Genomic DNA, 25,604 nt, shown 5'->3' with positions numbered 1-25,604 from the left:
AAAAATACCTTTACTGAAAATACTAAGGCCGCATCATTGCGCCCCCTACAATGCTTTGCTGTACCAGCTGGTTTAGTATGCAGACAGTTGGTGATAAAATCCGGGGTTATCCTGAATGGTAGCCAGCACTTTGGCGGCCAAGCCGGTTGGGTTGCGGCGCTTGCTCTCCCAGCTTTTGATGGTATCAACACTGGTGCCCAGCGCTTGGGCTAACTGGGCCTGAGTAATGGCTAAACTTTCGCGCAGGGTTTTAACATCTGCCACTTTATAGCGAGTCAGCCGGCTTGCTTGTTTTCTGCCTTGCTTGATATCTACCGCTTCGGTCAGAGAATGCTTTAGCTCGTTAAAGATACTCATACTAAGCCTCGCCTTTAAGTAACCTTTGTCCCGCTGCTTTGCAGTAAAAGCAATGCCTTATTGCATTTCTGCTCCATATTCAACCAGACCTGATATATCGAAAAGATAAGTGCCAAGATTGGAAATATCGATCATTCCGCGTTTGTCTTCATCACCTTCGTAAACATTCGGTGACCAATAACACAGCTCGGTATATTTGTTACCGGATTTTGGTCTGAAACACCAGGTAGAGCCATCCATGCCCCGCACATCATCTGGCCTTGATCGCAGCAGCGCATTTTTATACAGATCTTCAATTTTATTTTTCATCTCATCGGTAAGCTTAATACGGGAGTGATAAGTCACTGCAGGCCTGATGCCGAAATCTTTTGATGCATAAGCCGTCTGATACAGCGCGGAAATCAAGTAACTCGATTTGTCGCCTAAGCAGTATTTAAAGCTTAAATCGTCTGCCAGTGAATTACCGATAAACAACTCAAACATCTCGCCTTTAAAGAGATTATCTTTTGAGCAATCAGGCTCATCAGCCTGCAAGTATCCAGACCAAAAGAGTGAGATAAAAATAAAGAGAAGTGACTTCAAACCTTATGCTCCCTCAACTAAGCTTTGGCTTTAACTGCGCCGGGCAAGCAAACTGCTGAGCGTTGTCACCCAAAAACCTGCCGCTGCGCAAAAAGTGCAGTACCTGGTCAATAACCTGTTGTCGTTTCATCAGAAACGGATGCGATACCTCTACCGTAACCAGCGCGCACATGCCTTGTACTTTGGTGTTTTCAACCGACACTTTGCCATCATCCGGGTTGGGTAAGAAGTTTGACAATATAACATTGATAGAGCTGGTGCCGGCGATAATGCCCAGCTCAAAACTTGCCGGCCCCAGCTGTTTAGGTATATCGTGTTCTCCGGTGCCCAGTTGCATGCCAGCCGGGCCGTTAAAGGCTTCAAAACCCGGTACTTCTTTTAAATTATCCACCACCTGGCTACCCTGATTCGGCGGCCCCATCATCACTACCCGGCCCAAATCGGTAATGACATTGTGCTGCAGATATTGCCGCAGCAAAATACCGCCCATTGAATGGGTAACAAAATGAATAACACGGTTTTGCTCTGCGCGGCACTGCGCTAATGCCGGCGTTATAGCCATCGGCGCCAGCGCTTCAACACTGTATTCGCGCGATGGGTAATCGACATTTACGCTATGGTAGCCGGCATCATCCAGCGCTTGCTGCATAGTGTCCATCGCGCCGGCGCTGCGGGCCAGGCCATGCAACAGCACAACGCAGTCTTTCGCGCTGCTGTTAAACGACATAAGTAGCAAAACAACTAACAATGTTATTCGCATAGTACTCCTTTAGGTTGCAAGGCGCAGGCTTGCGGCTGTTTTATCGATATAAACCTGATGGACAAAAAATAATTAAAAAACTTTGTCACACTTGCCTTAGCTGCCGTGTCTTGGTTATGAAACTGGTTAAACACAGCAACTAAAATTTAAAGGACACTACTATGACTCAATTAAACAACAACACCAATAGCGCTGACCGTTTAGTAAAAAAACCGACCTTAACTACCGATGTGGTGCTAACCACTTTTGCCGTGGTTGTTTTTATGCAGGCAGCCACTTATAGCGCTGGCTGGTTTTTGCCTGTCGCTACCTACATGATTGCCGTAGCAGCCTTGTTCGCCACTATAAACCGCCACAGCACCAGCCCGGTAAGTAAACTATGGCTTACTGCTATCAACGCTCTGGGCTGCACCGGGTTAATCGCTGCACTGTGGTTTAGCGGCAAAATGGCCGTGCTGTTTTAACGGCACCATGCGCGAAGACACGGGTTGAAGCTTTAACTGCTGCAAAAACAAAGGGCGCAAAATGCGCCCTTACAGCTTAATTCATTTATTCTTACTGCGATTCAGCAGCCCTTTGCAGGCGCTGCTGTTTTAGTTGCTCTTCTTGCAGCAAAAACTGTCGCCGATCTTCCAGCTGCCTCTGCCTACATAATAAGCGCTCAAAACCGAAACAAATTATACATTATTAAATCATTTAATTTACATTCAATCATTTCTCTTATAGGATCTTTGAGCTGCTTAAATCTAAACACAATAAGGATGTTACCCATGCAATCTGCATTACTCCCTTCGCTGTTTCGAAATCAAGAGTTAAAACGCAAGCAAAGCGCTTTAGAGCATCGGTTAAAATTCATGCTCAATGCAGAAAGTTTGTACAACAAGATTAACCATGACAATGCTTTAGGCTAAGACCTAAGTGGCATGGGTATTATTTTTATTGATAACGAATTTACCGCTGTAACCTTGTTAGAAAGCTGCAGAGCTAAACCTGCCTACCTGATCCTGAGAGAGCCACCAGTACAAATCCCTGTAGAGCATTATGCAAAAGCATTGCAAAGTGGTGAGCGGGAAAGCAAGCACATTCAAGAAATAGCCGCGACAGTTATCAGTTGCAGCGTTATGGCGTTAAACTGGCTTGCTATTGTAGGCATGGGTACCGCTATCCCTATAACAGGTGGTTTGTCTGCAGCGGGAATGGCGCTACTTAAAACTGGTGCTGTAATCTCTACAATTCAGTGTGCTAATGGTGCTATCCGGGCACCTTTAGAAGCGTATTCTCCTTCAACTTTGGATGCTTTAGACGGAAACGATTGGTATAAATACAGTACGCTGGCATTGGATACTATCTCTGTTGGCTTGGCAGTGCAATCTGGCGCAAGCTTGATAAAGAATTACCACCATCTGAAAAAAGCCAGTGGTATTAACCCGGATAAATTTTTACACAGTCTTAACCGGCATTAGCGTAAACGGCTAACACTGGAAATTGTAAAACTAAACCACCCGGCTTTAGCACATTCCAACGGTGCATTAAAACGCATGATCAATGCCAATATGTACCCTAAGCGTTATCAACAAATACAGATTAATGATGCGTTAAGAGTGCGGATCAAAGATGCTGTCGCTGGCGTACTGACTTTCGGTGGCAGCGCCACAGGCGGCAGCATTAAATATCTGGCGGTAGGTGTTTATGCCGCAACAGATACGGAGCAATAATGAGTAACCGGCAAAGTCAATTGCAACATCGCCTGCTTGAAACCGTTAAGCGAGAGCTGGGGCCGGAGTATATCCGCTTATTTGCCCCTCACTTTCTTAGTCATGGCATGCCTGCAGGTATAACAGGCATGATGTTAAGCGTTGCTGCAGCACTATATATTTTTTATTGTTCAGCCAACATCATTGGTTTAGCCGATGTAGTAAACGTGGTTGAACACTATTTTTTCATACTCATTCCGGTTGCAGCATTTGTGGTTTTAGCTTACACCTTCCCGTTTCAGAATATGGTTTTGGGTAAGAAAGATCATTTATTATATTTTAAAAAGTTTGCCCTTGTTTGCACTCTGATAACCATATTGGGCGTTTTTTTTCTGGAAATACCAACCTATAGCGGACAAATGCCTGAAAAAATCTTTCTGGCGCTACCAGTAGTAATTGGTAGCGTTTTTTGTCTGCTCGTCTACAGCAAAAAGTTCAGTGCTATGTTGGCGTACCAGCAAAAACTTTGGGTAATTAAGCAACGACTCATTGCTGAAGAAAAAGCCTTAGTTGCTGAGCTAAAGAGAAAAACGAAAAATAGGTCTGGCATATAACCTGCGACCAGTTGATTAAATTTACTAAAAAACTAAATCGAATGAGCTTTGAGTGTTAACTGCGCCGGGCAACTAAACTGCTGAGCGTTATCGCCAAAAAAGCTGCCGGTGCGCAAAAAGTGCAGTACCTGATCTATGACCAGTTGCCGTTTCATCAAAAACGGATGCGATACATCATTATCCGCATTTCATTACCCTGTTCTGGCGCCATTTGGCACAGCTTGTTCGGGACAGGCTAAACACGGCGGAGAGCACGGGGTCAGGCCTTTTGCCTGAACCGCTCCAGCATCAATAAAACCGGTTAGTTAACCTTAAATTTGTTGTTACATTTACCGAAAAACCAAACTTGGTCAAGGATTTATTTGCTGCAAAAACTAAGGGCGCAATAATGCTCCCTAACATTAGGTTAGCTTGGTTGCAAAACCTGAGGTTTTTAGCAAGCTAGAATTATCAAACTGCGTCAAAATGGTAAATATGATCAGCATAGCGTTTGCCGGCAATACTGTGCGCTTGTGGCACTTTTTCTGCCAGCTGAAAACCTGCTTTTTGCAGCACCCGCTCTGATGCGGTATTACCTTCAGTGACCACTGCTTTAAAGCGGCTAATACCCTGCGTGGTTAAGGCCCATTGAATAAGCGCTTGTAGCGATTCAGTGCCAAAGCCCCGACCATAAAAAGCCGGCAGCAGTAAGTAGCCTACTTCTGCCCTGCCCTGCGACACACACATGCCGGTAATACCAATGGCCTCGCCGCTGCCATGTTGTCGTATCACTAAGCATAGCCAATGATTAGCATCTTTATGCCACGGCACTAAACGCCGCTGAAATTTCTGCTGCAACAAGGTATCGGGAAGTGGGTCAAAACATTGTGCTATCACTTGCTCTGTGTTGTGCAACGTTTGAAACAACGGCCAGTCGTCTTTTGCAAGCGGCGTCATTTCCAGCCGTGCTGTACGGATATTCATGGTTTTGCGCTCTTACCGAATTATGTTTGCACAAAAATAGTGCTGTTACATTTAGCTAAAAATCTAAACTGGTCAAGGCTTTATTTGCTACAAAAGCAAAGGGCGCAATTGTGCGCCCCTATGTTGGTTTAGCACACGGCACTTTTAGTTACTTAACCGTGCCAAAATCGCTGTTTTTAGTGTGTCATACCGGGCGGCTAACTGCCGATGACGCGACTGCACAAAATATAACGGCTCTACCACCGGCTTTGGTGCCTGGTACATCGCCACTTTTGCTGCCTCGCTAAACTGCAGCAAGGTGCTGGCTGGCAGTACCGTAAAGCCCAGCCCCATACTTACCGGTAGTAAAATTTGTGATAGCTGATTAATTCGCCCTGAGCGCTTAAATATTGCCGGATCGCATACGGCCAGGGCGCCATCACCACAATGGCTGAAGTACAAATTCAGATAATGCAGTGCATCAGGATGCTGAATTAACCCCAGTGATTGCAGCGTGGTTACAATATCAGCACTGTCAATATTATCAGCGCGCTCTGCAGGCAACATCAGGCCCAGCGGTTCGCTGCCGCAGCTTTGATAACTGAAGTTGTCGTTATCATCACGCTTAGTGCTGATACCCAGGTCAATATGAGATTGCGCTATACCCTGCAGAATGCTGCTTTGCGGTGCCACTTCAAGCTCAATACACAGCCGCGGGTGCTGCGACTGCAGCAATAGCACCGCAGGGTAAATACGCTGCGCCAAAGCACCTGAGCAAGCGATGCTGCAGCGCCCCTCAAAAGGTGAGTCAAACTTCAGGCTATCAAGCAGCTTATCTTCGTGTTGCTGCAACGTCAGCGCATATTGATACACCTTGCGGCCCTGCTCAGTAAGCTCGACCCCTTTGCCTAAACGCAGTAGCAGTTCAGCGTCACAGGCTTGCTCCAGCTTTTTTACGTGCTGGCTTACCCCGGGCTGAGTCATAAAACGCAATTGTGCGGTACGGGTAAAACTGCCGCTTTCAACCAGGCTAACAAAGGTTTGCAGCCACAATGGATTCAGCATTAATAAATTATCGTTATCAATTTAATAATTAATCATAATTTTTTATTACCACCCTGTCCAGCTACCATAGCAACACCTTAGCAGAGCAGGAGTTTAGTCATGACAGACAACACAAAGGTATATCCGCGAACCTTTTCGCATATTGGTATTTCGGTACCGGATGTAGAAGCGGCAGTAAAATTCTATACCGAAGTATTGGGTTGGTATTTAATTATGCCGCCAACAGATGTCGCTGAAGACAACTCACCTATTGGTGAAATGTGTACTGACGTATTTGGTGCCGGCTGGGAGCGTTTTCGTATCGCTCATATGTCGACCGGCGATCGCATCGGCGTAGAATTGTTTCAGTTTAAAAACCAGCAAAACCCTGACAACAACTTTGAATACTGGAAAACCGGCGTGTTTCATTTTTGTGTGCAAGACCCGGATGTTGAAGGCCTGGCAGAGCGTATTGTTGCCGCCGGCGGCAAAAAACGTATGAAAGCGCCACGCTATTACTACCCGGGCGAGAAACCGTATCGCATGATTTATATGGAAGACCCGTTTGGTAATATTCTGGAAATTTATAGTCACAGCTATGAGTTACACTATGCCAGCGGCGCCTATAACTAACAGCCACTGCAAAAGTTAAAGGCGCAATATTGCGCCCTTATGTTAGCGCTTCAATTTGACACCCCATCAGTAGTAAATTGTGGTATCGATTGCCCATAGCGGTTATAAATCGGTTCAATCAGTCCGAGCTTATTGGCCTTTAAAAAAATGCTGTCGATTTCATCTGAGCTAATAGGAGCGTAGATAGGGATTAAAAAGTGCCTTGTATACTTTGTATCATAACGTTCCGATACCATTAATTGACTGCGTGCATCTGGATAGACAGTAAAAAACCAATTAATAGCCGACAGACTAGCGACACTAATGTCACATCTTTTGTTCAGTGCCATTTTTATAGATTCTTCTTCAGTTCTGACCAGTGTAATAGTGTGATCTTTTGATAAGGCTTGGTAGTCGGTCTCATAATTTAAAAACCGGTAGTGATACCCATTAACACCACAGATACTTTTGCCGGTAAAGTTGTCAAAGTAATCTTGAACTGAGGTAATTGATGAATGTGCGACAAAACTGTCTCGGGAGTGCAGCAGTGGTATTGATACCGTTAACGTATCTATGTTGTTCCACCCCCAGTTGATATTGTCCCACATCACAATATCTACCAAGCCATTCTCTAGCGACATTACCCGACGAGCGATAGGGACCGACACCAGTTCAAACTGAAAGTCGTCCTGAACAAGATTTAACGCCGTTAATATTTCTGGTCCCATACCATTACCATCTGGCAATAGAAATGGCGGGCGAATGCCAGCACCAACCTTGACCACGATTTTATTTGCAAGGCTCGGAAAGCTTATCAGCGCTAATAATAAAATTGACCATAGAGTTCGCAAATCAATTCGCTCCCATATCCAGTTCGTCCCATTGTAGTCCAAAAAACCAACTTTGAACTCAGTTGGAACCTTCATACATTCAGGGTCAAATCTTGCCTTTTGCCTACCCCACACCAAACTGCCGTAATCCGTTTTAGAGTCATAACAGCAAAGAGTCACATAGCTGTACCCGGTTGCGACCTGTTCGCTTGGCCTGATACATAGCCGCATCTGCTCTTCGCACCACAGCCTCAGCGTCAGTATCCCTGATATTGGCAATTGCTACGCCAATACTTGCAGTGATCTGCCCTACAGCTGTCATTCTGTCTGCCGCAATAGCAGCACGCAGTTTCTCCGCTATCAACGTCGCTTTTGCAGGCTCTGTTTGCGCCAGTACAACAATAAACTCCTCGCCACCATAGCGCGCCACAATGTCGGTTTCGCGCACGCTATCTTGCAGTAAGTTTGCCACTTGCTGAATAACTTTATCACCGGCTTCGTGGCCGAAGTTGTCATTAACCTGCTTAAAATGGTCGATATCAAGCAACATCACCGCATAAACCGCAGCGCCACGCTTTAGTGCCAAATGCGCGGTTTTTAATCGCTCATCGGCGGCGCGACGGTTACAAATACCGGTTAATGCATCTTTATGCGACAAGTCCTGTAGCGCGGCGTTAGCCCGTTCCAAATCTGCGGTTCTAATGACCACCTGCTGTTCAAGATGGGTATTGGCTTGTTCAAGCTCTTGCCTTCGCACGGCTAACTTTTCCATCATTTTACCCAACGACAGGCTTAAACGACTGAATTCATGCAATGAACTGTTAACAGCAAAATCAACATGTTCACCGCCCAGCGCAATTTGCTCCGCAGAGTCGGCCAAACGTTCAATAGGATAGCTAAAACGCCTTGCTAATTGATACGCCAGCATAATACTGAGCAATAAAGTAAAAAAACAGAGTATAAATAATTGCTTATTTAACTCATCCACCGGTTGCAGAGCGCGACTGATAGGCTGACGCACCACAAGCTGCCAACCAAGTTCAGAACTGGTACTGGCATTTACAGCCAGCCGCGTGGTTAAAAAGCGACCTTCGTCAGGCCAATCAACAATGGCTACCTGCCCCAACTCGGGTAAGCTCTCTGGTACGGCCAATTTGCCAATATAGGCAAACGGATGTAGCCAATTGCCGTTTTCACCCAATACCAAGGCTTCAACGTCCTCGCTAGCAGCTTCTGCCGTTATGGCACTGGCTAAAATATCTTGCACCCAGTCCCAATTTACATGGCTGGCCACAACGGCTCGTAAGGAATTGTCTGCAGCATATACCGGTGCAGCAAAGTCTATAAAACGCAGCGGCTGGCCGGCCTGCTCCTCACCTAGTAATTTAGCCAATAATACCGCTTTGTGCACATCACCAAGGTAACTACCGGTTAAACCGGCGACAAACCACTGGCGTTGGCTTACATTCTGACCAACTAACATTGCATCGGTGGCAGCAACTACCGCGCCATCAGGGGTGGCGACGCCAATCCAGGCATAGTACTTGTAGGTAGCTTTAATATCTTCGAGGCGTTGTTGCACAGCGACACTATCTAATTCGGCGTTCTTTAACAGATAGCTTTTACTCAGCAATGAAGTTTCGCGCTCACGCTCTGCCAGGTTTCGCTCCAACATTAAAGCAGCAGAATTGGCAATACCATACAGTGCACTGCCACTGGCTTTACTTAAGGTGTTGGATGCCTGGCGATCAAGAAACAATGTCAGTACTAAACTAACAAGCAAAATTAACCCACCAAAATACCCAACCAGCCTGGCACGAAAACTATCGATATGCATTTTGTGTCACCAACATAGCTATTTCAAAGCATAAATATCGAATTATGTTCTCCAGTTTACATCGTGGTTGCAATTGTTGTAGCTAAATAATCGCTTAGTACGCCTCAATTAGTTATGTAAGTACAAAGTGCCATTGGCTTGTATCGTGTTTAACCACTGCTCTGACATCGCCTTCGCCAGTTCAACTTCCTCTACTGTAAACTCTGACAACGCGCGTTGCTGAAACCAGTTGTAGCGGTTGTATAGCTCAGTATCGTCGGAGAGTTCCATAATCATCTGGTTAAACGCATAGGCTTGTAAGCGGCCATCTTTACCAACAGTTTGAGCATAATGTAGTTGCGATAATTTTATCAGCGCTTTAATACTTCCATGCTGCGCCGCAGACGATAAAAAGTCGACTTGCTGTTGAACATAACCAATACGTTTAGCGACATAAGCGTTTCTTTCAAGCTTGGTATAACCCGCTGCATGCATATATTGCTCTGGTGTTATTAACGCTACTGCTTCTTGCGCTGGCACAGAGCCGTTGCTTGCGGCCATTTCCAGATAAGCATAAAACTGGCTACGCTGCTGTTTATCAACACCTAAGCAAAATTCATAGCGCTCGGCATTTTCGGCAGCGGCCTCACCATCATCGTTAAATTGGTAAGCCTGCTGCAGTCGCTCAGCCAGGTCGTTATCATCTTGTGGCACAAAGTAACAATTGCGCAGGTTCATTCCCAACACATAGGCTGCTGTAGTGTCGCCCTGCTGTGCAGCCAGTTCTAAACGATTAAAGTGGGACAACAGATTATTATCCAGGCTCCAGTCTGGTCTTGTCATAATCACCAGTTGGCCATCATTGTCCGCGTGGGTTGCCAGCGATGTATCGTTGTTTAATGTATCGTGAGCCGCAGTGGTATGTTTAGTCGGTTGTTGATCAATAGGGTTATCTTGCCCTGATTGTGGCTTAACATTTTCAGCATTAAACGGCGCTGTGCGGCAATAGTTGCTCGCCAGCCATAAAGCAACCACCGCTATTAGCAAAAGAAGTGTAAAGAGCGCTTTCACTAGCTGATTTCAGCTTTTATTGATACAGGCTGCATAATTGACCTCTTTTTTTAATGCCTATTCATTTACCGACAAGCGGATAAAAATAACCTGCGCGCTATCGGCGCTACTAAGCTGCACGCTTCCGGTTTCATTACTAAGCCTAAGCGTATGCTGCTCTTGCAGGCTAAAACGCTTAACACCTACTTCAGCATCAACGATACCACTTGCCACGTAGATCACTGTTTGCGAACTCAATGGCAACGTCTGCACAGCCAAGCTAAGCGCAAATACTTGCAACTTGGCCTGCAAGGCGCCGCGGCGGATCATCAGGTTAAAATCACGCACGGCGCCGTTAATTAAACGGCAATGAATAGCCGTTTCGCCGGCAAAGGCAAACGGAGTAAGCGGTGTATCTATTCGCTGCGGGTTATTGCCAACGCCATGAAGGCTAAAGCCGTCGCCCTGCAGCAGAATAATAATCCGGTCGATGTTATCAAAGCGCGAAAAAGGCCCGTTGCTGGCTACTTCAGCAATAGATAAACGCCAAAGCATGCCGGTGCCGTCGTCCTGCCGGCACAGCTGGTGGGTAATGCCACCACCGTTTTGCCAGCGCTGGGTTTGCCATTGCGCCGGTGTTATAACTTCTGTACTCATACTGCCTCATTAAAACGATGATATTTCACAGCAGACAATTACATTTACCGAAAAGCTCAACCTGGTCAAGGCCTTATTGACTGCGCAGCCAATACAGGCACTAACAAAAATCAGATAAAAATAAAAAAATCGTTAGATTTCTTCCAGTTCTAAAATTTTGTGTCTAGTCTTGACTGACACATCTTGTTTGCCAAGAAGAACATCACAATGACAGGCAGTTATATCTCCAGGTGGTTGATTTGTTGGTTAGCGTTGTTAATGCTGCTTCCGTCGATGGTGCTAGCCAGTTCTTCAGCATCACTGAGCAGGCTGGAAACGTTGCTTAAACAGCAGGATTACGTAACAGCCTGGCAACTGGCAAATGAATTGAAAGTAGAGCAAGAAGGTGAACCCCGTTTTGACTTCCTGTTCGCAGTGGCGGCCAGAGCGTCAGGCAATCTGCACCAGGCGGTGTTCGCGTTAGAACGAGCACTGCAGTCACAGCCAGATTCATCAGATATCCGCTTGGCGCTGGCTGTCAGTTATTTTGAGCTCGGCAATCTGCTCGCAGCGGAACACGAATTACAACAACTCGCAAAAATCTCCCTACCAGATCAAAGCGCCACCCTGGTGCAAAATTATCTGCAACGGATTGAGAAATATCGTGATCCTGAAAAAGGCTATTGGCTAAACTGGGTACAGCTCGGTTTTGGTAGTGACACAAACCCGAATAGTGGTGTCGACGAGGAATTTATATTTATTCCGTTGTTAGGCCAGGTTAGATTGTTTGAACATAGCCTCGAGCAGGACAGCAGTTTTTACGAGTTGCAGGCGCAGCTGTACTGGATCAAGCCGCAAAGCCAACATTCGGCGTTTTATCTGTCGGCGTCGGTATTACACGGCGAGTATGCAGAGAATAAGGTTTTTTCCCGCACTTATGCCAGCGCCCAAGCGGGTTATCAGACCCGCTGGCGCGACTATCGGCTGTCGACAGAACTATTCTATCGACCAATCCATCTGGACGACGACAACTATGTCGATTACGTGGGTGTAAAAGGCAAAATTAGTCAGCCGCTGTGGTCCAGCGCCGAAGCCGGTTTGGATCTAACCTATGCCAGGCATGCTTACAACGAGCTAACCGCGTTAGATAAGGAAATTCTGCTGGCTGAGGGCTGGCTGTCAAAACAGTTTGGCAATGCTGAGCATAAAGTTTTTCTGCGTTGGGGTATTGAGGACAGTCAGCACAGTCGCACCAACTTCAACAGCCGTGATTATGTTGGTCTGGGTTACCGCTGGCAGCAAATGCTGGGGGAAAATTGGATGAGCAGCTTGTCGCTGGATTATATGAGCGGTGATTATGATGATAGCCACCCACTGTTTGAACAAGTTCGTGATGACCGCTATCAGCGGGCCGAGTTAGATCTGAGTTACAACTTTAATAACCACTGGCGCATGCTGGCGGCAATCAGCCATATGCGTAACGACAGTAATATTACCATCTACCAATATAAGCGGACACGGGTCTGGATAGGAGTACGTTATGCATTCTAAAAACCTCGGTCTGCTTTGTTGCAGACTTGCTAGCGCCAGCGTGTTAGGTCTGGGAATAAGCACATCACCGTTGCAGGCTGATACGTCAACATCATCTGCAGCAGCGGTAGGGAAAACCATTATGGCCAAGGGCATAGTGGCAGCCAATGATCAGCAACAGAGCAGAGCGTTAAAGCGGCTGTCGCCGGTGTATAAGGTTGATTTGGTCAGTACCGGGCCAGCCAGTAGCAGTCAGATGCGGATGATTGATGGCGGTTTATTGTCGTTGCAGGCGGACTCTGAACTGGCCATTGGTAATTATCAGTTTAATCAAGATGGCCTCAGCGACGTCGATATGACACTACTCAAAGGCGGCCTGCGCACCATCACCGGTGCCCTGCCGGCAAATCAAAAAACCTATAAGCTGAATACGCCCATAGCCACTATTGGCGTGCGGGGTACACATTACGAGGCAATACTACAACAAGGCGATCTGTACCTGGCCGGTTGGGATGGCAGCATTGATATTCAGGTCACAGTACCTGGTGCAAACCAGCGCTTTTCACTAGGACCTGAACAAGCATATCGGTTTGCCATAGTGCGTGCTGATGGCACGGTGGAACTGTTGTTGCGCACGCCACCCCTATTTGCTGCTGCTAACATTATCCCGCTTATTGGTCAGTCTAGGTATGCTGGCGAGTTTGACATTGCCGACACTATAAAAGGCGAAGCAGGCTGGCTGATAGCTAATGGCGCACTGGCTCTGGACGCTAGTGGTCGCGATTTTTATGACAATGAGCAAGTGACCGCGGGTTGGAGCCTTCAAGGGTTGGACAGTATCAGCCGAAGCGGCATTGCCACCTTTGATCAACTTAGCAATCACAGTTTCAGCAGTACTGCCGGATCCTTGTCTGATTTGAGTATGTCGATGGAAATAGATTTTGATGGTGCCTGGGTCCCATCCGGGCAACTGTCTTTTACTGATGCCGGCGGCGAGTGGTTTGCTATATTTAACGGTGTCTTTGGCGAAAAGTCACTTGAGCTTTTTGTCAATTTTGCCAGCCATGGCAATGAGTTGGCCGATGGCACTATCAATGCACTACTGATTGACGACGCTACTAAAATTCTCGGAAATCTGAGTCTGTTTGAACTGGATAACCCTTCAGTACGCGTTGAAGGCGGTTTTGAGCTTTCCGAACTCCCATAAGGAGTAATACCATGAAAATATTCAGCCAGTTGACGTGTGTTGTTATTTGTTTGGGATTATCGCTGCTTACACCCGTGTGGGCAGCAGATAGCAGTGGTCGATTTATTCAGCCGAAGCCCGGTAGCACCTTTACAGGACCTTTGCTGTTATCAATACAGACAGAAGATTTGGACGGTCTGCGCAGGGTGTATGTTAGCTTAAACGACAGTCCGCAATATCTGGATTTATGCCAATCTGCTGAGCAATGCCAAGGCAACAGCTTCAAAACCACAGTGCCTAACATCAATCCTGCGGCTTTTGCGGTAAACGCGGGCCCCCTCGTTCTGCAGCTCTGGGTCACTGATACTAGCGGTATCAACACAGCGGTTTCTAGTGTCAGTGTGAACTGGCAACCGGCCAACCTTAATAATCTGGCAGTTCAACGTAGTGCTGACGGAGCACAGATTGATGTCAGCTGGGCTGCAGATCCAGCTATCATACGATATAACCTTTATCTCGCCAGCGTATCTGGCGTCAACCGGTTCAACTACCGGCAATTGCCTGACGGTCAGGCCAAACTGGCACTTCGCGGTAATTCAGCTGCTTTTACTAACCTCAATCCTCTTATTCAATATTATCTGCTAGTCACCGGCCTGCGAAACGGCGGCGAGTTACCTTTAAGTGCAGAAATTCCGGTCCCATCTTCTCAGCAATCAAATCAGCCTCCTACGGCAGCAGCTGATAGCTATGATACAGCGATCAATCAAACCTTGCAGGTCGCAGCAAGTGAAGGACTATTGGCAAACGACACAGATCCCGACGGTGACCTGCTTACCGTTAACGTAACGCCGGTTTCTCAACCGCAATCTGGTACCTTAACACTGCAGATAGACGGCAGCTTCAGTTACACTCCAGATCCGGATTTCATGGGTGCCGATAATTTCATCTATCAGATTAGCGATAGCGACGGGGGTACTTCAGAGGCTGAAGTCAGCATCGACGTGATCCGGCCAATCAGCAACATTAATGGCGAGTCACTAACCATGACCGGTGAGTTCCTTTATATCGGTCAGGGAGAGCAACCTCCAGGTAGCGAAATTGGTACTGGTCTGTACCGGATTGGCGACTGTATTCAATTGGTTGATACACGCTGTTCAATGCTAGGTCGCTATGAGGAAACAGGACAAAGTGGTAACGTAGTGGGCCAACAGGGTAATTTTACCTTTGTAATGCGTTATCCCGGCGTAGGAAACTCACCTGTGCTGGCACGTTCGGTTGAACCCAACAGTAACACTCTGCAGTTTGTTAGCACGGCTGGCGCCCGGTTCGAATTAAATCTGTTTCCCGATGATGGCGGTAAATTCAGCAGTGTCTACCCCGCTACTCCTTTTGTTAATTCACTGAATTTCGGTGCTTTTATTAGCAATACCGCCAGCTGCAGTGGATTAACCACTCAAAGTTGCAGTATTGGTCAGGTCGGCCGGGTTGCCGGGGCGCAGATAGAAGCCGCCCTCGATAGACTCACTTTCACTATTCCAGGCTCAGCATTGGACACCCCTGCGCCGCGCCCTCCTGTCGCCAATGATGATATTTATACGATCACGGTAAATCAGCCCCTCAACATTGAAGCTCCGGGATTGTTAAGCAACGATCTGGAGGGACGGTCGCTGTCGCAGGGCGATCAGCTGGAAATCCTCCACAATTTCAATCCCGGTTTAGGCTCACTGGTAGGACTCGCAGTTAACGAGTATCAGCAAGCGCTCTATCTATACCCATCTTTCGCCGCAACGATCCATTTGCTCAATCGGCTTGGTGAAAACCTGAGTTCGCTAGCCATGCAAGGCGAAGGCGCTAATGATGTAGATTTGGATATTGCTGCTGAGGCCTTTACGCTTAAAGATACGCAAATTCCTCAAGGCAGCTTGCTGATATTCAATGGTGAAAGCGGCGTTACCGAAATATATGCCATAGATCCACAAACTGGCACCTTACTGAGCCAACTTGACGCCGCATTTGGTAACAGCCATGTGGTAGGAGGCGCCTATAACCCGGTAACAGCCACCCTTTGGCTATTGCAGGACAATGTACCTGCCGGCACCGAAGGCAATCTGGTAGCACAGATCGACCCAACCACCGGCCAGGTATTGAGCAGCTTTAATGTCGTGAATAACCAGCACTCTTTTAGTGTTAGTTTTGGTGATTTGCATATCAACCCACACAACGGAAATATTCTGCTGGTCAGCAGCATTCAGTCAGCGATAGCCGAATTTGATATCAATGGCAATCTGCTACGGCTGATGCCATTACCAGTAGGCGTCAGCAGCATCAGCGGTTTAACCATTAACGCAGATGGCAGCAGACTATGGCTGGCATCCACCAATGGCTCGGTATTTGAACTCGGGTTTACCAATGAGGGTGTAGTTCCAACGTTAAAAATAGCTCTGCTAAGCGAACCGACAAATGGCACCTTGTTATTGAAGCCAGACGGTAGCTTTAGCTACACACCCAATACTAATTTCATTGGTCAGGACAGCTTTACCTATCAGGTGATTGGCGCCTTTGGTGGCAGCAGTCAGGCAACTGTAGTAATTGATGTGCAATAACCATCAATACCGCCGGCAGCAGTGAGCAAAATGCAGCAGTATAAGACTGGGAAATGGCTGATAAGGCAGACCATTCCCTTGTTGCTGCTGCTGATGATGCTGTTGATGCAGTTTATTGCTCCACCTGCTCTGGAACTTAATCTACAACGCTTAGAAGGTTTGCTATACGATGCCAAAGTCCAATTTCTGCCGCCTTGGCCACGCAACGTAAGTAACATCCAGATTGTCGATATCGACGAAGCAAGTTTGCATGAAATTGGTCGTATGCCATGGGATCGCAATCTTTTTGCCCGCCTTACGACCAAACTAAATGAAGCCGGTGCCCTGCTGGTGGTTTTCGATGTGCTGTTTTCTGAACCACAAACCAATGCCGCGCTGGCAGCAGTACAAAGCTGGCCGCAACATGCAACTCTAACCGCCGCACAGCGGCAGAACCTGTTGGAACATGCGACCAGACAAGACGCTGATCTACATTTCGCTTCCGCATTTCAATCAACCGAGGTTGTGCTGGCAAACTTGCTGCACCGCCATGGCACCTTGCGTAGCGGTGAGCTAAGTGTGGGGGGTGTAAGGCAACAGCGCCCTACAGGGACTACGCCGTTTGAACCGTTCAGTGGTTTCGCCGCCCCAATCGCCCCCCTGACAGCAGCCGCCCGTGGGCAAGGGTTTATGAACGCCGATGAGGACGCCGATGGTTTTATCCGCCGGGTGTCGCTGCTACACCAACTGGATCAGCAACTTTATCCATCGCTGGCGCTGGAAGCGTTTCGGATATATAGCCTGGTTGAACAAGTAGAACCACGCTGGCGGCAAGAAGCAGACAAAGCCTATCTTCAAGGTGTACAGATTGGCAATAGCCTGATCCATACCGATCAACAAGGTCGGATTTTAATCCCTTACCGTGGTGGGCCAAAACATTATCCGTACAGCGCCGCTGCTGATGTGTTGATGGACAGAATAAACGACCTCCGCTTTGACCAAGCAGTGGTGTTCGTCGGTACGTCCGCAACGGGTTTGGCCGATTTACGCGCGACACCAACGTCGCTGACCTTTCCCGGTGTTGAGATCCACGCTACAGTATTTGACGGCTTGATGTCACCTCAACATTTACCCTACAGGCCAGATTGGTGGAGCGGCGCTATTTTGCTGCAAATGTTAACGGTGGGGTTATTATGTTTGTGGCTGTTTCCAAGACTTGGCCCGCTAACAAGTATCGCCGCCGCCATGATACTTGCTCTGCTGGTCATTACGGTGAACCTGTGGTTGTGGCATCAACATGTGCTGGATTTACCGCTGCTAAACCTGTTGCTGCTGGTGCTATTGTTGTCGGTGTATTTCATCAGTTATGGCTTTGCCAGAGAAGCGCGGCGTCGCAAACACATTAATAACGTGTTCGACCAATACCTGCCACCAGCGCATATTGAAAGACTACTAAACGACCCTGCTTCAGTTAGTCTGGCCGGTGAAAAAAAGCAGTTGTCAGTCCTGTTTAGTGATATTCGTGATTTCACCGGCATTTCCGAGAGCATGTCAGCGCAAGCGTTGAAATTGTGGTTGAACCAATTCTTTTCGCCAGTTACCAAAGCCATACTGGCCCACGACGGCACCATTGACAAATATGTCGGCGATATGGTGATGGCCTTCTGGGGCGCACCGCTGGAAGAACCGGCCCATGCCAGCAAGTCTGTCCAGGCGGCTTTTGCAATAATCGCTGCTGTGGAAGCACTTAATCGGCAGTTTGTTGCACAAGGAAGCCCCATCGCCCGTATTGGTATAGGTATTAACAGTGGTGAAATGATTGTTGGTGATTTGGGCTCTGATTTTCGCCGAAATTATACCGTTATAGGTGATGCGGTAAATTTGGGCTCCAGACTGGAAGGCCTTACCAAATTCTATGGTGTGCCGCTACTTGTCAGCGAGTTTACCCGTGAGCAAGCCACTGACTTTGCTTATTTATTGGTAGACAAGGTAAGAGTGAAGGGCAAACTGATCCCAATCCGAATTTATATGCCAATCGCCGCAGACACGCCTGAGCCGCAGCAAAATTTATATCAAGAGTTAGATCTGGCACTGACAGCATATTTTACCCGGGATTTCGACACTGCACTTGCTCAGTTAACAACCTTGCAGATAAAAGCCGAGCAGTTAGAGGGATCATTGCAAAATGAAGCAAAGTTGCAGCAACACAACCTGTTCGATGTGCGCAGGCTGATAGCAATCTATCTGCAGCGTATTGACGCATTCAGTAAACACCCGCCTGCGTCGGATTGGGACGGTAGCCACGCTCATAACAACAAGTAACCTTTGGCTTATTGTCTGCCAGACATAAGCCGCAGCGCCAATGGCCTGGCGTAAGGGCCGTCAGAGCAAGGCGCTGCGGCGCAATCATTATTTGGCCCATTGTTATTATCTACTTAGCGGCTTTAGCAATACCTTGTAGCAACACCGCATTGGACAACTCACCAAAGTGTGCTGCAGATAGCTTCCCATCCGCTGCAAAAAACAAGGTGGCCGGCACGCCTTGTGCGCCGTAATAGCTGGCAACATCGCCGCGGTAATCCAGCAGCACATTGTTAAAAGCTAACTGATGCTGGCGCAGGTATTGCTTCACCGTAGCGCGGTTTTCCTGCAGGTTAACCATAATAATGCTGATATCAGCATACTGCTGCTGTGCTTTTAACAGCACCGGCATCTCGCGGTGACATGGCGGGCACCAACTGGCCCAAATATTCATCACCACAGGTTTACCCTGCGCCAGTTGCGGCAACGCCGCGCTATAGCCAGATAAGGTCTCCAGGCTTATATCGGCCAGTACCTGCTGTTGTTGCTGCGCATGTAACCAGGCGCTGCCAAGCGAAAAGCTCAAAGCCGTGCTGATGGCCCCGGCCGCCATAGCGCGTTTTATTGTGGGATGGCGTTTAAACTGCAACATCAGTAAAACCAGCGCTGCCAATACAGTAGCGGCAATGTCGACACCGCGGTCACGAAAGTCTAGCATCTGCCAGAAGCTGGCGTAACTGTCGGCAAAGCGAACCACAAATATCAGCCTGCCGAACAGTAAGGCACCAAGTAACACCAGCAACAACGGATCGGTAGCACTGTTACTGCTGCGTCTTGCAACAATGCGGGCGACAAAAAGGCCGCAGGCAACACTTAACAACAATACTAATACCGCAGTAGGCAGTGATAGCGGCCCCAGCGAAATACTTAACATGATTACGACCGTTTGTTAGCGCAACAACAGCTTATAGCATGCCGGGCGCGGAATAGTTAAACAAGCATTGCTTCAGAAGCTATGGCTGCTAAAATCGGGCATTATATTAGCACGCAGCAAAGTAGAAGCATTATGAGTAAAACCAACAGCGGTGCCCTGGCCTATCAGCAGCAAGAACAAGGCTATCGTGACAAAGCGCTGAAAATGTACCCCTGGGTTTGTGGCCGTTGTGCCCGCGAGTTTGTGCATTCCAATTTGCGCGAATTAACCGTGCATCATATTGACCATAACCACAGCAATAACCCAAGCGATGGCAGCAACTGGGAGTTACTGTGTATTTATTGCCATGACAACGAGCACAATAAATTCCACGAATTTGTGCTGTACGGCGGCACCACTGAGCAAAAAGTTGCGCCAGCGACACATAACCCTTTTGCGGATTTAAAAGCATTATTAAATAAACCGAAGTAATAAACCTTAGTGCCTGGCTATTTGTAGTAAACGCTCAGCATGTTGCTGCAGTGCCAGTTTCAGCTCGGTCGGCGCAATAATACTAAAATCAAACGGCAGCTGGCTTAGCCACTGTGCCAAGCAATAACAGCTGTCGGTGCGCGTGCTTAGCAGCAAGCCATCAGCCTGCGGCTTTAACATCGATGCCGTTTCACCCATTGCCTGTGCCGCGGTATGTTTATCTGTGTGCAACACAATTTGCACATCCAAATTACCCGGCATGCCATACAGGCTTTGAGTAAAATGTTCAGCTGAATTAAATTGAGTGGGCCGATTAAAGCTTTGCTGCAGCAACTCGATATGCAGCAAACGATCCAGCCGGAAGGTGCGTAGCTCTTTGCGCAAATGACAATAGCCACTCATATACCATCGGCCACTGCGAAATAACAAGCCATAAGGGTCAACTTGCCTGGCCTCCGGCGCTTGCTGATATGCGGCATAAAAAATACTCACCGAGCGCTGCTGCTCAATAGCGTCAAGCAAAGGCCCAAGCTGCTGGCCGGCGGCACCGGTCTCTGCAGTCGGCAGCATCAATTTAATACTATCGGCAACTGCTCGGGCGCGGGATTTTAACTTTGCTGGCATCACCCGCTCTAGCTTGGCCTGCACACTGCTGAGCGCCGCTTGTGTATCGGCTAACTGCAGATTCTTTGCTGCCAGCAGCCCAAGTGACAACGCCAGCGTTTCGTCATTAGTAAACATCATCGGTGGTAATTTAAAGCCGGCCACCAGCATATAGCCGCCGTCGCAACCCTGCTCTGTGGTCACCGGAATACCCAGTTGTTCCAGCGCCTGAATATACCGGCGGACGGTGCGCTTATCTACGCCCAACCGCGCAGCTAACTCGGTGCCACTTAAACGGCCATGCGACTGCAATAGTTCCAGCAAGCTAAGCACGCGAACAGTGGGGCCACTCATCGGGTATCTCTACTATGCATCTGCGACTCCTGATGATTACTGAAATAATAATTAAACAAAATATAACCGATAACTAGGACGGATTTTGTCCTAATTGAGTTTTATTGTTGGCTGGTAGTGCAAAACAAACCGCAATAACCTTAATTAACAACGAGGAATAAAAGTATGAAAGCGTTAACCTTATACACCAACCCACAATCGCGTGGCCGTATTATCCGCTGGCTTTTGGAAGAACTGCATGTACCTTATGAGGTAAAAGTGCTGCAGTACGGCCCTGAAGTGAAATCGGCCAATTTTTTGGCACTAAACCCGATGGGCAAAGTACCGGTAGTTACCCATGGCGATGTAATAGTCACCGAAGCGGCAGCCATTTGTGCTTATCTGGCCGACCAGTTTGCCGACAAACAGCTGGCCCCAAAGCCGGATAGCCCTGAGCGCGCAGCGTATTATCGCTGGTTATTTTTTGCCGCCGGCCCGCTGGAAATGGCTACCACAGCCAAAGCCTACAACTGGCGCATAGATGCCGATAACGCCCAAGCAGTTGGCTGTGGCTTGTATGCCGACACGCTCAATGCGCTGGAGACCGCCTTAACTAACGGCCCTTATGTTTGTGGTGAGCAATTTAGCGCTGCAGATGTGTATGTAGGTAGCCATATTGAATGGGGCATGATGTTTGAAACTCTGGAGAAACGGCCAGCCTTTATTGAATACGCACAGCGCTTACAAAGCCGACCTGCCGCCATCAAAGCTAGTCAATTAGATGACGCTTTAGTGACAGCATCAGCCGTGAGTTAAGTTGGCAGCCGCTGGACAGCGTTGGCAGATCATGGCTATAAAACGGGGCGCAGCTATGCGCCCGATACCACAGAGTTACGGTTGTTTAAGTAAGGGTTTAAACAAACCAAACCGCCAATCACGCATTGCCAGCACAACACTTACGCCATTGCGCTTAGCCAACGGCAAACTGGCGTCATGCTGATTCATATCGTTAAAATCGTTGGCTAAACGTTTAAGTTTAAGCTGAAATGCCCTATTACTGGCCTCAGATAACATACCATTGAGTACCAATAAGCTCTCAGCTTCGCTGTTAAACCGTGCCTGAAAAAACTCCTGCGCAATTTTTTGCTGAAAAAAGCGCTGTATCGGCCCACCCTCGCGCCAGCTGAAATTGGCGGCTACCCGCAAACGGATCTTATTGTTGGGCAAAAGCTCTATTAGCTTTAACCGATCGAGCTTGGCCAGTTTGCGGATACACTCATGCTCAGATATCTGATACCAGTGCAAAATATCTTGCAATGTCCAGCGGTTTAATACCGACACCGCAACTAACAACAAACTCAGATCGGCCGTGAGCTCTTCTTCCTGTTGATAACTTAGTTGCTCGGTGTACTGTTGTTGCTCATTAAATAATTGCAGCAAATCGGCCAACTGCAGCTGCATCAGCTGACACACTTGCTCCAGCCGTTGCAACGTAAACTGCTGTTGTGAGAACAACCTTTTTACGCTGGCTTCGCTAAGGTTTAAGTGTGCCGCTACCTGCGCGTAGCTGATACCACGTTGTTTAAGCGCCTTTTTTACACAGCCCAGCATAGCGTCAATTTGTGACATAGCCCCTCAAAGGTATCAAAATACGCAACCAAAGTAGCAATAACCTACTACTTCCACAGATTAAGTATCAATTTATGCCGAGTCGACATAGTCTGCAAGACAATTATGCAACAGACAGAGGATCCACACTATGTTAGGAAAAAGCCGTTTCAGCGTTATATGCACTCTATTACTGACGTTAACTGCCTGCGCAACTCAGCAAACCGGCAGCCGCAGCAGCGTGGTGAGTTATTTATACCCCGATAAAGCCGTGCCACAAACTCTAACGGCAATACCACAGCTTACGTTACCGTTACGTATGGGTATTGCCTTCGTACCAGGCACCAGCAGCAACAGAAGCAGTAACGCGATGCCGTGGGTTGAGGTGCAAAGCAACCCGTTAACTGAAAATCATAAAGCACAAATGTTAAATTCTGTTGCTGCCCATTTTGGCGCCCAGCCATTTGTTGGGCATATTGAAGTGATCCCCTCGGCGTATCTTACCGCCGGAGGTAGTTTCGCGAATTTGGATCAGCTTAAAGCCATGTTCAACATCGATGTTATTGCCCTGGTGTCTTATGATCAGGTGCAATTTACCGACGACAGTAAGTTATCACTGAGCTACTTGACGCTGGTGGGCGCTTATCTGGTGGCCGGACAAAAAAATGATACCAATACCCTGATGGATACCGCGGTATATGCCATAGATAGCCGTACGCTATTGTTTCGCGCCCCCGGTACCAACCAGCTGAAGGGCCGATCAACCCCGGTAGATCTGCAAAAAGAATTACGCCAGGACAGCCTGCAAGGCTTTTTGCAGGCCAATGACGACATGATTAAAAACCTGGAGACGCAGCTGCAGCAATTCAAACAACAGCTACAGCAAAACCCGGATGCGGTGAAATTAAACTATAAACCGGGGTATGGCGGTGGTAGCTGCGGAGTTAGCGTTATGTTGTTGCTACTGTGCTTGTGGTTAAAGGCTAATGGCAACATTAGTCTGCGCCAAGCAGCAGCTCCTCGTCAATTGCAATAAAACGGCTGGCGGCTTTTATCAGTGTCTGTGCGGTTAAAATTGCCACACCGTAAACTTCTACTTCGATGTGGTATTTAGTGATCAGCTTATCTGCCAGCAAGCCAAAATCGCCATCTCCGGAGGCCAGCACCAACACATCACTTTGCTGGCCGTATTCGACTGCATCCAACGTTATACCCACATCCCAGTCGCCTTTGGCACTGCCATCAGCACGCTGAATAAAGGGCTTAAGTTTTACCTCAAAGCCGATAGCACGCAGAATATTTTGAAACTGGCGCTGCTTTTCATCGCCACGGTCAATGGCATAAGCAATGGCTTTAACTACCGTGCGCCCGGCCGTTACCTGGCGCCAGAAGGCGTTGTAGTCAAAATTACGCTGATACGCCTCTCGGCTGGTGTAGTAGATGTTTTGTACATCAACCAAAATGGTAACACTTGTCATGGTCTAACTCATAAATTGGCAAACGGCTTTGCAATACTGACAGCATTTCATATAAAAACCAGCGATCTGCGCGCATTCGCGCTTTTAGTTGTTTAACGCTACTATCAATCGAGGCAGATTACGACGAACGACGCCGCAGCACAATTAATGCGGTGGTATCTGAAGAGTTAATGTTTATCGCGGGAAATGGATATCAATGCTGGATACAGGCTTAATACATATGCAACAGCGGCTCTGCCACCTCACGACTTTAGCATTGTTATCTTTATGTTCCCTAACAGCGTTTGCCAATACACCGGTTTCATACGAAGGTAAAACCCTAACCTACTGCGTTGACCCGGACTGGATGCCATATGAAGCAATCCGGGATGGTACACATGTTGGTATCTCAGCAGATTATCTGGCGTTAGTTGCCAAGAAAACCGGCTTAGAATTTAGCTTACTCAGAACCGAATCCTGGGTGCAAACATTACAATTATTGCAAAGTGGCGATTGCATGTTGTCGCCGTTACTTAATCGCTCGGCTACCCGCGAACAATATCTGCATTTTTCACAGGTGTACTTTCGGGCCCCTAATGTTCTGGTGTCGCTGCGCCAGCAACCCTTTTTGCAAACCATGGAGAATATCGGCAGCCGCTCTCTGGCTGTACCAGAGGGTTACCGGCTGCTTGAGCATATTCAGCGTTACTACCCGCAAACACCTATTGTACTGGTTGAGAATGAAACCGCCGGCTTGCACGCGGTAGCGGATGGCAAAGCAGATCTGTTTATTGGCTCGTTATACTCGATTAACAGACAAATCCAGCAAGAAACGTTATATCAGCTTAAAGTTGCCGGCTGGCTGGGGTTGGAAGACGAACTGCGCTTTGGCGTAGTGACAGCACATCAGCCTATTTTGACTGCTATAAATCAGGCATTGGCAGACATCACCGAAGCCGAACATGTCGCTATCTATCAAAAGTGGAGCCGAATTAAAGTACCGGAGGTTGTCAACTATACGTTGATGTGGCAACTCGGTGCCGCTGCCTTGGCGCTGATCCTGCTGTTGGCCGCGTGGAATTATCGCAGCCGCTACTTTTATCTGCGTTTACAGGAAAAGAACCGACAATTAGAACAAACACGTACTGAACTTGAGGCTGCAGTGCAGAAGCTGGAGTTTTTATCTAACCATGATCCACTAACCCATTTGTACAACAGAAACCATTTTGATAATAACCTGCGCGCAGCGCAGCAACGCGCGGCACAGGCGCAACAAGCTTTTAGCCTGGCACTGATTGATATCGACCTGTTTAAACAAATAAACGATACCCATGGCCACACTATCGGCGATGCAATATTACGTGAGTTGGCGCAAATACTGAGCACTGAGGTACGCGAGCAGGATCAGGTAACACGCTGGGGCGGTGAAGAGTTTGTTATCTTCTGTCAGCACACAACCCTGGCCGAGGTAAAAGCCTTGTGCGACAGAGTTGCCGCAGCTATTAAGCGGCATAGCTTTAGTCATAATATCAACTTAACCTGCAGTTTCGGTGTCGCCGAACAACAGGACAATGAAGACTTACTACATTGTTTTGAACGCGCCGACAAAGCGCTTTACCAGGCGAAACAGGCCGGCCGAAACCAAATATGTATTGCTTGAGC

Annotated in this window: 27 protein-coding genes; 14 read left to right on the top strand and 13 right to left on the bottom strand. The window is 47.8% G+C overall.

The genetic code is table 11. The features are described 5' to 3' along the window. Positions 1-72 precede the first annotated feature (72 nt). The 3 genes from nadS to I4W93_RS02800 are packed head-to-tail and all read right to left on the bottom strand — an operon-like array spanning position 73 to position 1,699. Positions 73-357 (bottom strand): NadS family protein, encoded by a 285-nt coding sequence (gene nadS / locus I4W93_RS02810; protein WP_205309947.1) that lies wholly within the window; start codon positions 355-357, stop codon positions 73-75. Positions 358-414: 57 nt separating this feature from the next. Then, on the bottom strand, positions 415-939 hold the full coding sequence (locus tag I4W93_RS02805; protein ID WP_205309948.1) for a hypothetical protein: 525 nt from the start codon (positions 937-939) through the stop codon (positions 415-417). Between the two features lie 13 nt (positions 940-952). Further along, positions 953-1,699: an esterase/lipase family protein gene (locus I4W93_RS02800; protein WP_224673224.1), complete on the bottom strand. Its 747-nt coding sequence runs from the start codon at positions 1,697-1,699 to the stop codon at positions 953-955. A gap of 161 nt (positions 1,700-1,860) precedes the next feature. Between I4W93_RS02800 and I4W93_RS02795 the strand changes: the two genes are divergently transcribed. The 5 genes from I4W93_RS02795 (at position 1,861) to I4W93_RS02775 (ending at position 4,007) form a co-directional block, all read left to right on the top strand. Continuing rightward, entirely contained in the window at positions 1,861-2,163 is a 303-nt protein-coding gene (locus tag I4W93_RS02795; RefSeq protein WP_205309949.1) for a hypothetical protein, read from the top strand. A gap of 306 nt (positions 2,164-2,469) precedes the next feature. Further along, positions 2,470-2,610 (top strand): hypothetical protein, encoded by a 141-nt coding sequence (locus I4W93_RS02790; protein ID WP_205309950.1) that lies wholly within the window; start codon positions 2,470-2,472, stop codon positions 2,608-2,610. Between the two features lie 12 nt (positions 2,611-2,622). Further along, a complete protein-coding gene (locus tag I4W93_RS02785) occupies positions 2,623-3,162 on the top strand; it encodes a hypothetical protein (protein WP_205309951.1) in 540 nt (179 codons plus the stop codon). 75 nt (positions 3,163-3,237) lie between these two features. Then, a complete protein-coding gene (locus tag I4W93_RS02780) occupies positions 3,238-3,414 on the top strand; it encodes a hypothetical protein (RefSeq protein WP_205309952.1) in 177 nt (58 codons plus the stop codon). Next, positions 3,414-4,007: a hypothetical protein gene (locus I4W93_RS02775; protein ID WP_205309953.1), complete on the top strand. Its 594-nt coding sequence runs from the start codon at positions 3,414-3,416 to the stop codon at positions 4,005-4,007. The genes I4W93_RS02780 and I4W93_RS02775 overlap by 1 nt, the downstream gene beginning before the upstream one ends. A gap of 450 nt (positions 4,008-4,457) precedes the next feature. Here I4W93_RS02775 and I4W93_RS02770 read toward each other — a convergent pair whose 3' ends face one another. After that, positions 4,458-4,970 (bottom strand): GNAT family N-acetyltransferase, encoded by a 513-nt coding sequence (locus I4W93_RS02770; RefSeq protein ID WP_205309954.1) that lies wholly within the window; start codon positions 4,968-4,970, stop codon positions 4,458-4,460. A gap of 144 nt (positions 4,971-5,114) precedes the next feature. Continuing rightward, complete coding sequence (locus tag I4W93_RS02765; RefSeq protein WP_205309955.1) at positions 5,115-6,014, bottom strand: LysR family transcriptional regulator; 900 nt, start codon at positions 6,012-6,014, stop codon at positions 5,115-5,117. A gap of 99 nt (positions 6,015-6,113) precedes the next feature. Here I4W93_RS02765 and I4W93_RS02760 point away from each other — a divergent pair, with 99 nt between their 5' ends. Beyond that, the gene (locus I4W93_RS02760) at positions 6,114-6,626 is read left to right on the top strand and encodes a lactoylglutathione lyase family protein (protein ID WP_205309956.1); all 513 of its coding nucleotides are present in this window, start codon (positions 6,114-6,116) and stop codon (positions 6,624-6,626) included. Between the two features lie 50 nt (positions 6,627-6,676). On the opposite strand, the gene I4W93_RS02755 is transcribed toward I4W93_RS02760, so the two are convergent. The 4 genes from I4W93_RS02755 to I4W93_RS02740 all read right to left on the bottom strand — a co-directional run bounded on the left by I4W93_RS02755 (position 6,677) and on the right by I4W93_RS02740 (position 10,958). Then, positions 6,677-7,531 carry a substrate-binding periplasmic protein gene (locus I4W93_RS02755; protein WP_205309957.1) on the bottom strand — a complete coding sequence of 285 codons (855 nt, stop codon included), beginning with the start codon at positions 7,529-7,531 and terminating at the stop codon, positions 6,677-6,679. A 64-nt stretch (positions 7,532-7,595) separates the two neighbouring features. Then, positions 7,596-9,272: a diguanylate cyclase gene (locus tag I4W93_RS02750; RefSeq protein ID WP_205309958.1), complete on the bottom strand. Its 1,677-nt coding sequence runs from the start codon at positions 9,270-9,272 to the stop codon at positions 7,596-7,598. 108 nt (positions 9,273-9,380) lie between these two features. After that, the gene (locus tag I4W93_RS02745) at positions 9,381-10,322 is read right to left on the bottom strand and encodes an SEL1-like repeat protein (protein ID WP_205309959.1); all 942 of its coding nucleotides are present in this window, start codon (positions 10,320-10,322) and stop codon (positions 9,381-9,383) included. A 57-nt stretch (positions 10,323-10,379) separates the two neighbouring features. Then, the gene (locus I4W93_RS02740; protein WP_205309960.1) at positions 10,380-10,958 is read right to left on the bottom strand and encodes a HutD/Ves family protein; all 579 of its coding nucleotides are present in this window, start codon (positions 10,956-10,958) and stop codon (positions 10,380-10,382) included. A gap of 207 nt (positions 10,959-11,165) precedes the next feature. On the opposite strand from I4W93_RS02740, the gene I4W93_RS02735 reads away from it, so the two are divergent. The 4 genes from I4W93_RS02735 to I4W93_RS02720 are packed head-to-tail and all read left to right on the top strand — an operon-like array spanning position 11,166 to position 18,557. Further along, on the top strand, positions 11,166-12,488 hold the full coding sequence (locus tag I4W93_RS02735; protein WP_205309961.1) for a porin family protein: 1,323 nt from the start codon (positions 11,166-11,168) through the stop codon (positions 12,486-12,488). After that, positions 12,478-13,674: a FecR family protein gene (locus I4W93_RS02730; protein ID WP_205309962.1), complete on the top strand. Its 1,197-nt coding sequence runs from the start codon at positions 12,478-12,480 to the stop codon at positions 13,672-13,674. Before I4W93_RS02735 ends, I4W93_RS02730 begins: the two co-directional genes overlap by 11 nt. 11 nt (positions 13,675-13,685) lie before the next feature. Further along, on the top strand, positions 13,686-16,256 hold the full coding sequence (locus tag I4W93_RS02725) for a cadherin-like domain-containing protein (RefSeq protein ID WP_205309963.1): 2,571 nt from the start codon (positions 13,686-13,688) through the stop codon (positions 16,254-16,256). A 30-nt stretch (positions 16,257-16,286) separates the two neighbouring features. Further along, positions 16,287-18,557: a CHASE2 domain-containing protein gene (locus I4W93_RS02720; protein WP_205309964.1), complete on the top strand. Its 2,271-nt coding sequence runs from the start codon at positions 16,287-16,289 to the stop codon at positions 18,555-18,557. 109 nt (positions 18,558-18,666) lie between these two features. Here the strand turns inward: I4W93_RS02720 and I4W93_RS02715 are convergent, their stop codons facing one another. Further along, complete coding sequence (locus I4W93_RS02715) at positions 18,667-19,470, bottom strand: TlpA family protein disulfide reductase (RefSeq protein ID WP_205309965.1); 804 nt, start codon at positions 19,468-19,470, stop codon at positions 18,667-18,669. Positions 19,471-19,602: 132 nt separating this feature from the next. Here I4W93_RS02715 and I4W93_RS02710 point away from each other — a divergent pair, with 132 nt between their 5' ends. After that, the gene (locus I4W93_RS02710) at positions 19,603-19,941 is read left to right on the top strand and encodes a YajD family HNH nuclease (RefSeq protein WP_205309966.1); all 339 of its coding nucleotides are present in this window, start codon (positions 19,603-19,605) and stop codon (positions 19,939-19,941) included. Between the two features lie 6 nt (positions 19,942-19,947). On the opposite strand, the gene I4W93_RS02705 is transcribed toward I4W93_RS02710, so the two are convergent. Beyond that, positions 19,948-20,898, bottom strand: coding sequence for a helix-turn-helix transcriptional regulator (locus tag I4W93_RS02705; protein ID WP_205309967.1), 951 nt, complete (start codon positions 20,896-20,898; stop codon positions 19,948-19,950). Between the two features lie 165 nt (positions 20,899-21,063). Here I4W93_RS02705 and I4W93_RS02700 point away from each other — a divergent pair, with 165 nt between their 5' ends. After that, complete coding sequence (locus I4W93_RS02700; RefSeq protein WP_205309968.1) at positions 21,064-21,693, top strand: glutathione S-transferase family protein; 630 nt, start codon at positions 21,064-21,066, stop codon at positions 21,691-21,693. 75 nt (positions 21,694-21,768) lie between these two features. Here I4W93_RS02700 and I4W93_RS02695 read toward each other — a convergent pair whose 3' ends face one another. Beyond that, the gene (locus tag I4W93_RS02695) at positions 21,769-22,506 is read right to left on the bottom strand and encodes a helix-turn-helix domain-containing protein (protein ID WP_205309969.1); all 738 of its coding nucleotides are present in this window, start codon (positions 22,504-22,506) and stop codon (positions 21,769-21,771) included. 130 nt (positions 22,507-22,636) lie between these two features. Here I4W93_RS02695 and rhlP point away from each other — a divergent pair, with 130 nt between their 5' ends. Then, positions 22,637-23,521 carry a rhombotarget lipoprotein gene (rhlP, locus tag I4W93_RS02690; protein ID WP_205309970.1) on the top strand — a complete coding sequence of 295 codons (885 nt, stop codon included), beginning with the start codon at positions 22,637-22,639 and terminating at the stop codon, positions 23,519-23,521. Here the strand turns inward: rhlP and I4W93_RS02685 are convergent. Beyond that, positions 23,481-23,963, bottom strand: coding sequence for a LabA-like NYN domain-containing protein (locus tag I4W93_RS02685; protein WP_205309971.1), 483 nt, complete (start codon positions 23,961-23,963; stop codon positions 23,481-23,483). The two genes, rhlP and I4W93_RS02685, sit on opposite strands and share 41 nt — an antisense overlap. A gap of 220 nt (positions 23,964-24,183) precedes the next feature. Here I4W93_RS02685 and I4W93_RS02680 point away from each other — a divergent pair, with 220 nt between their 5' ends. Continuing rightward, positions 24,184-25,602 carry a diguanylate cyclase gene (locus I4W93_RS02680; RefSeq protein WP_224673223.1) on the top strand — a complete coding sequence of 473 codons (1,419 nt, stop codon included), beginning with the start codon at positions 24,184-24,186 and terminating at the stop codon, positions 25,600-25,602. Positions 25,603-25,604: the final 2 nt, after the last annotated feature.

It is taken from the genome of Rheinheimera maricola (assembly GCF_016918075.2).
Lineage (GTDB): Bacteria > Pseudomonadota > Gammaproteobacteria > Enterobacterales > Alteromonadaceae > Alishewanella > Alishewanella maricola_A.
This window is presented reverse-complemented; position numbering and strand designations above follow the sequence as displayed.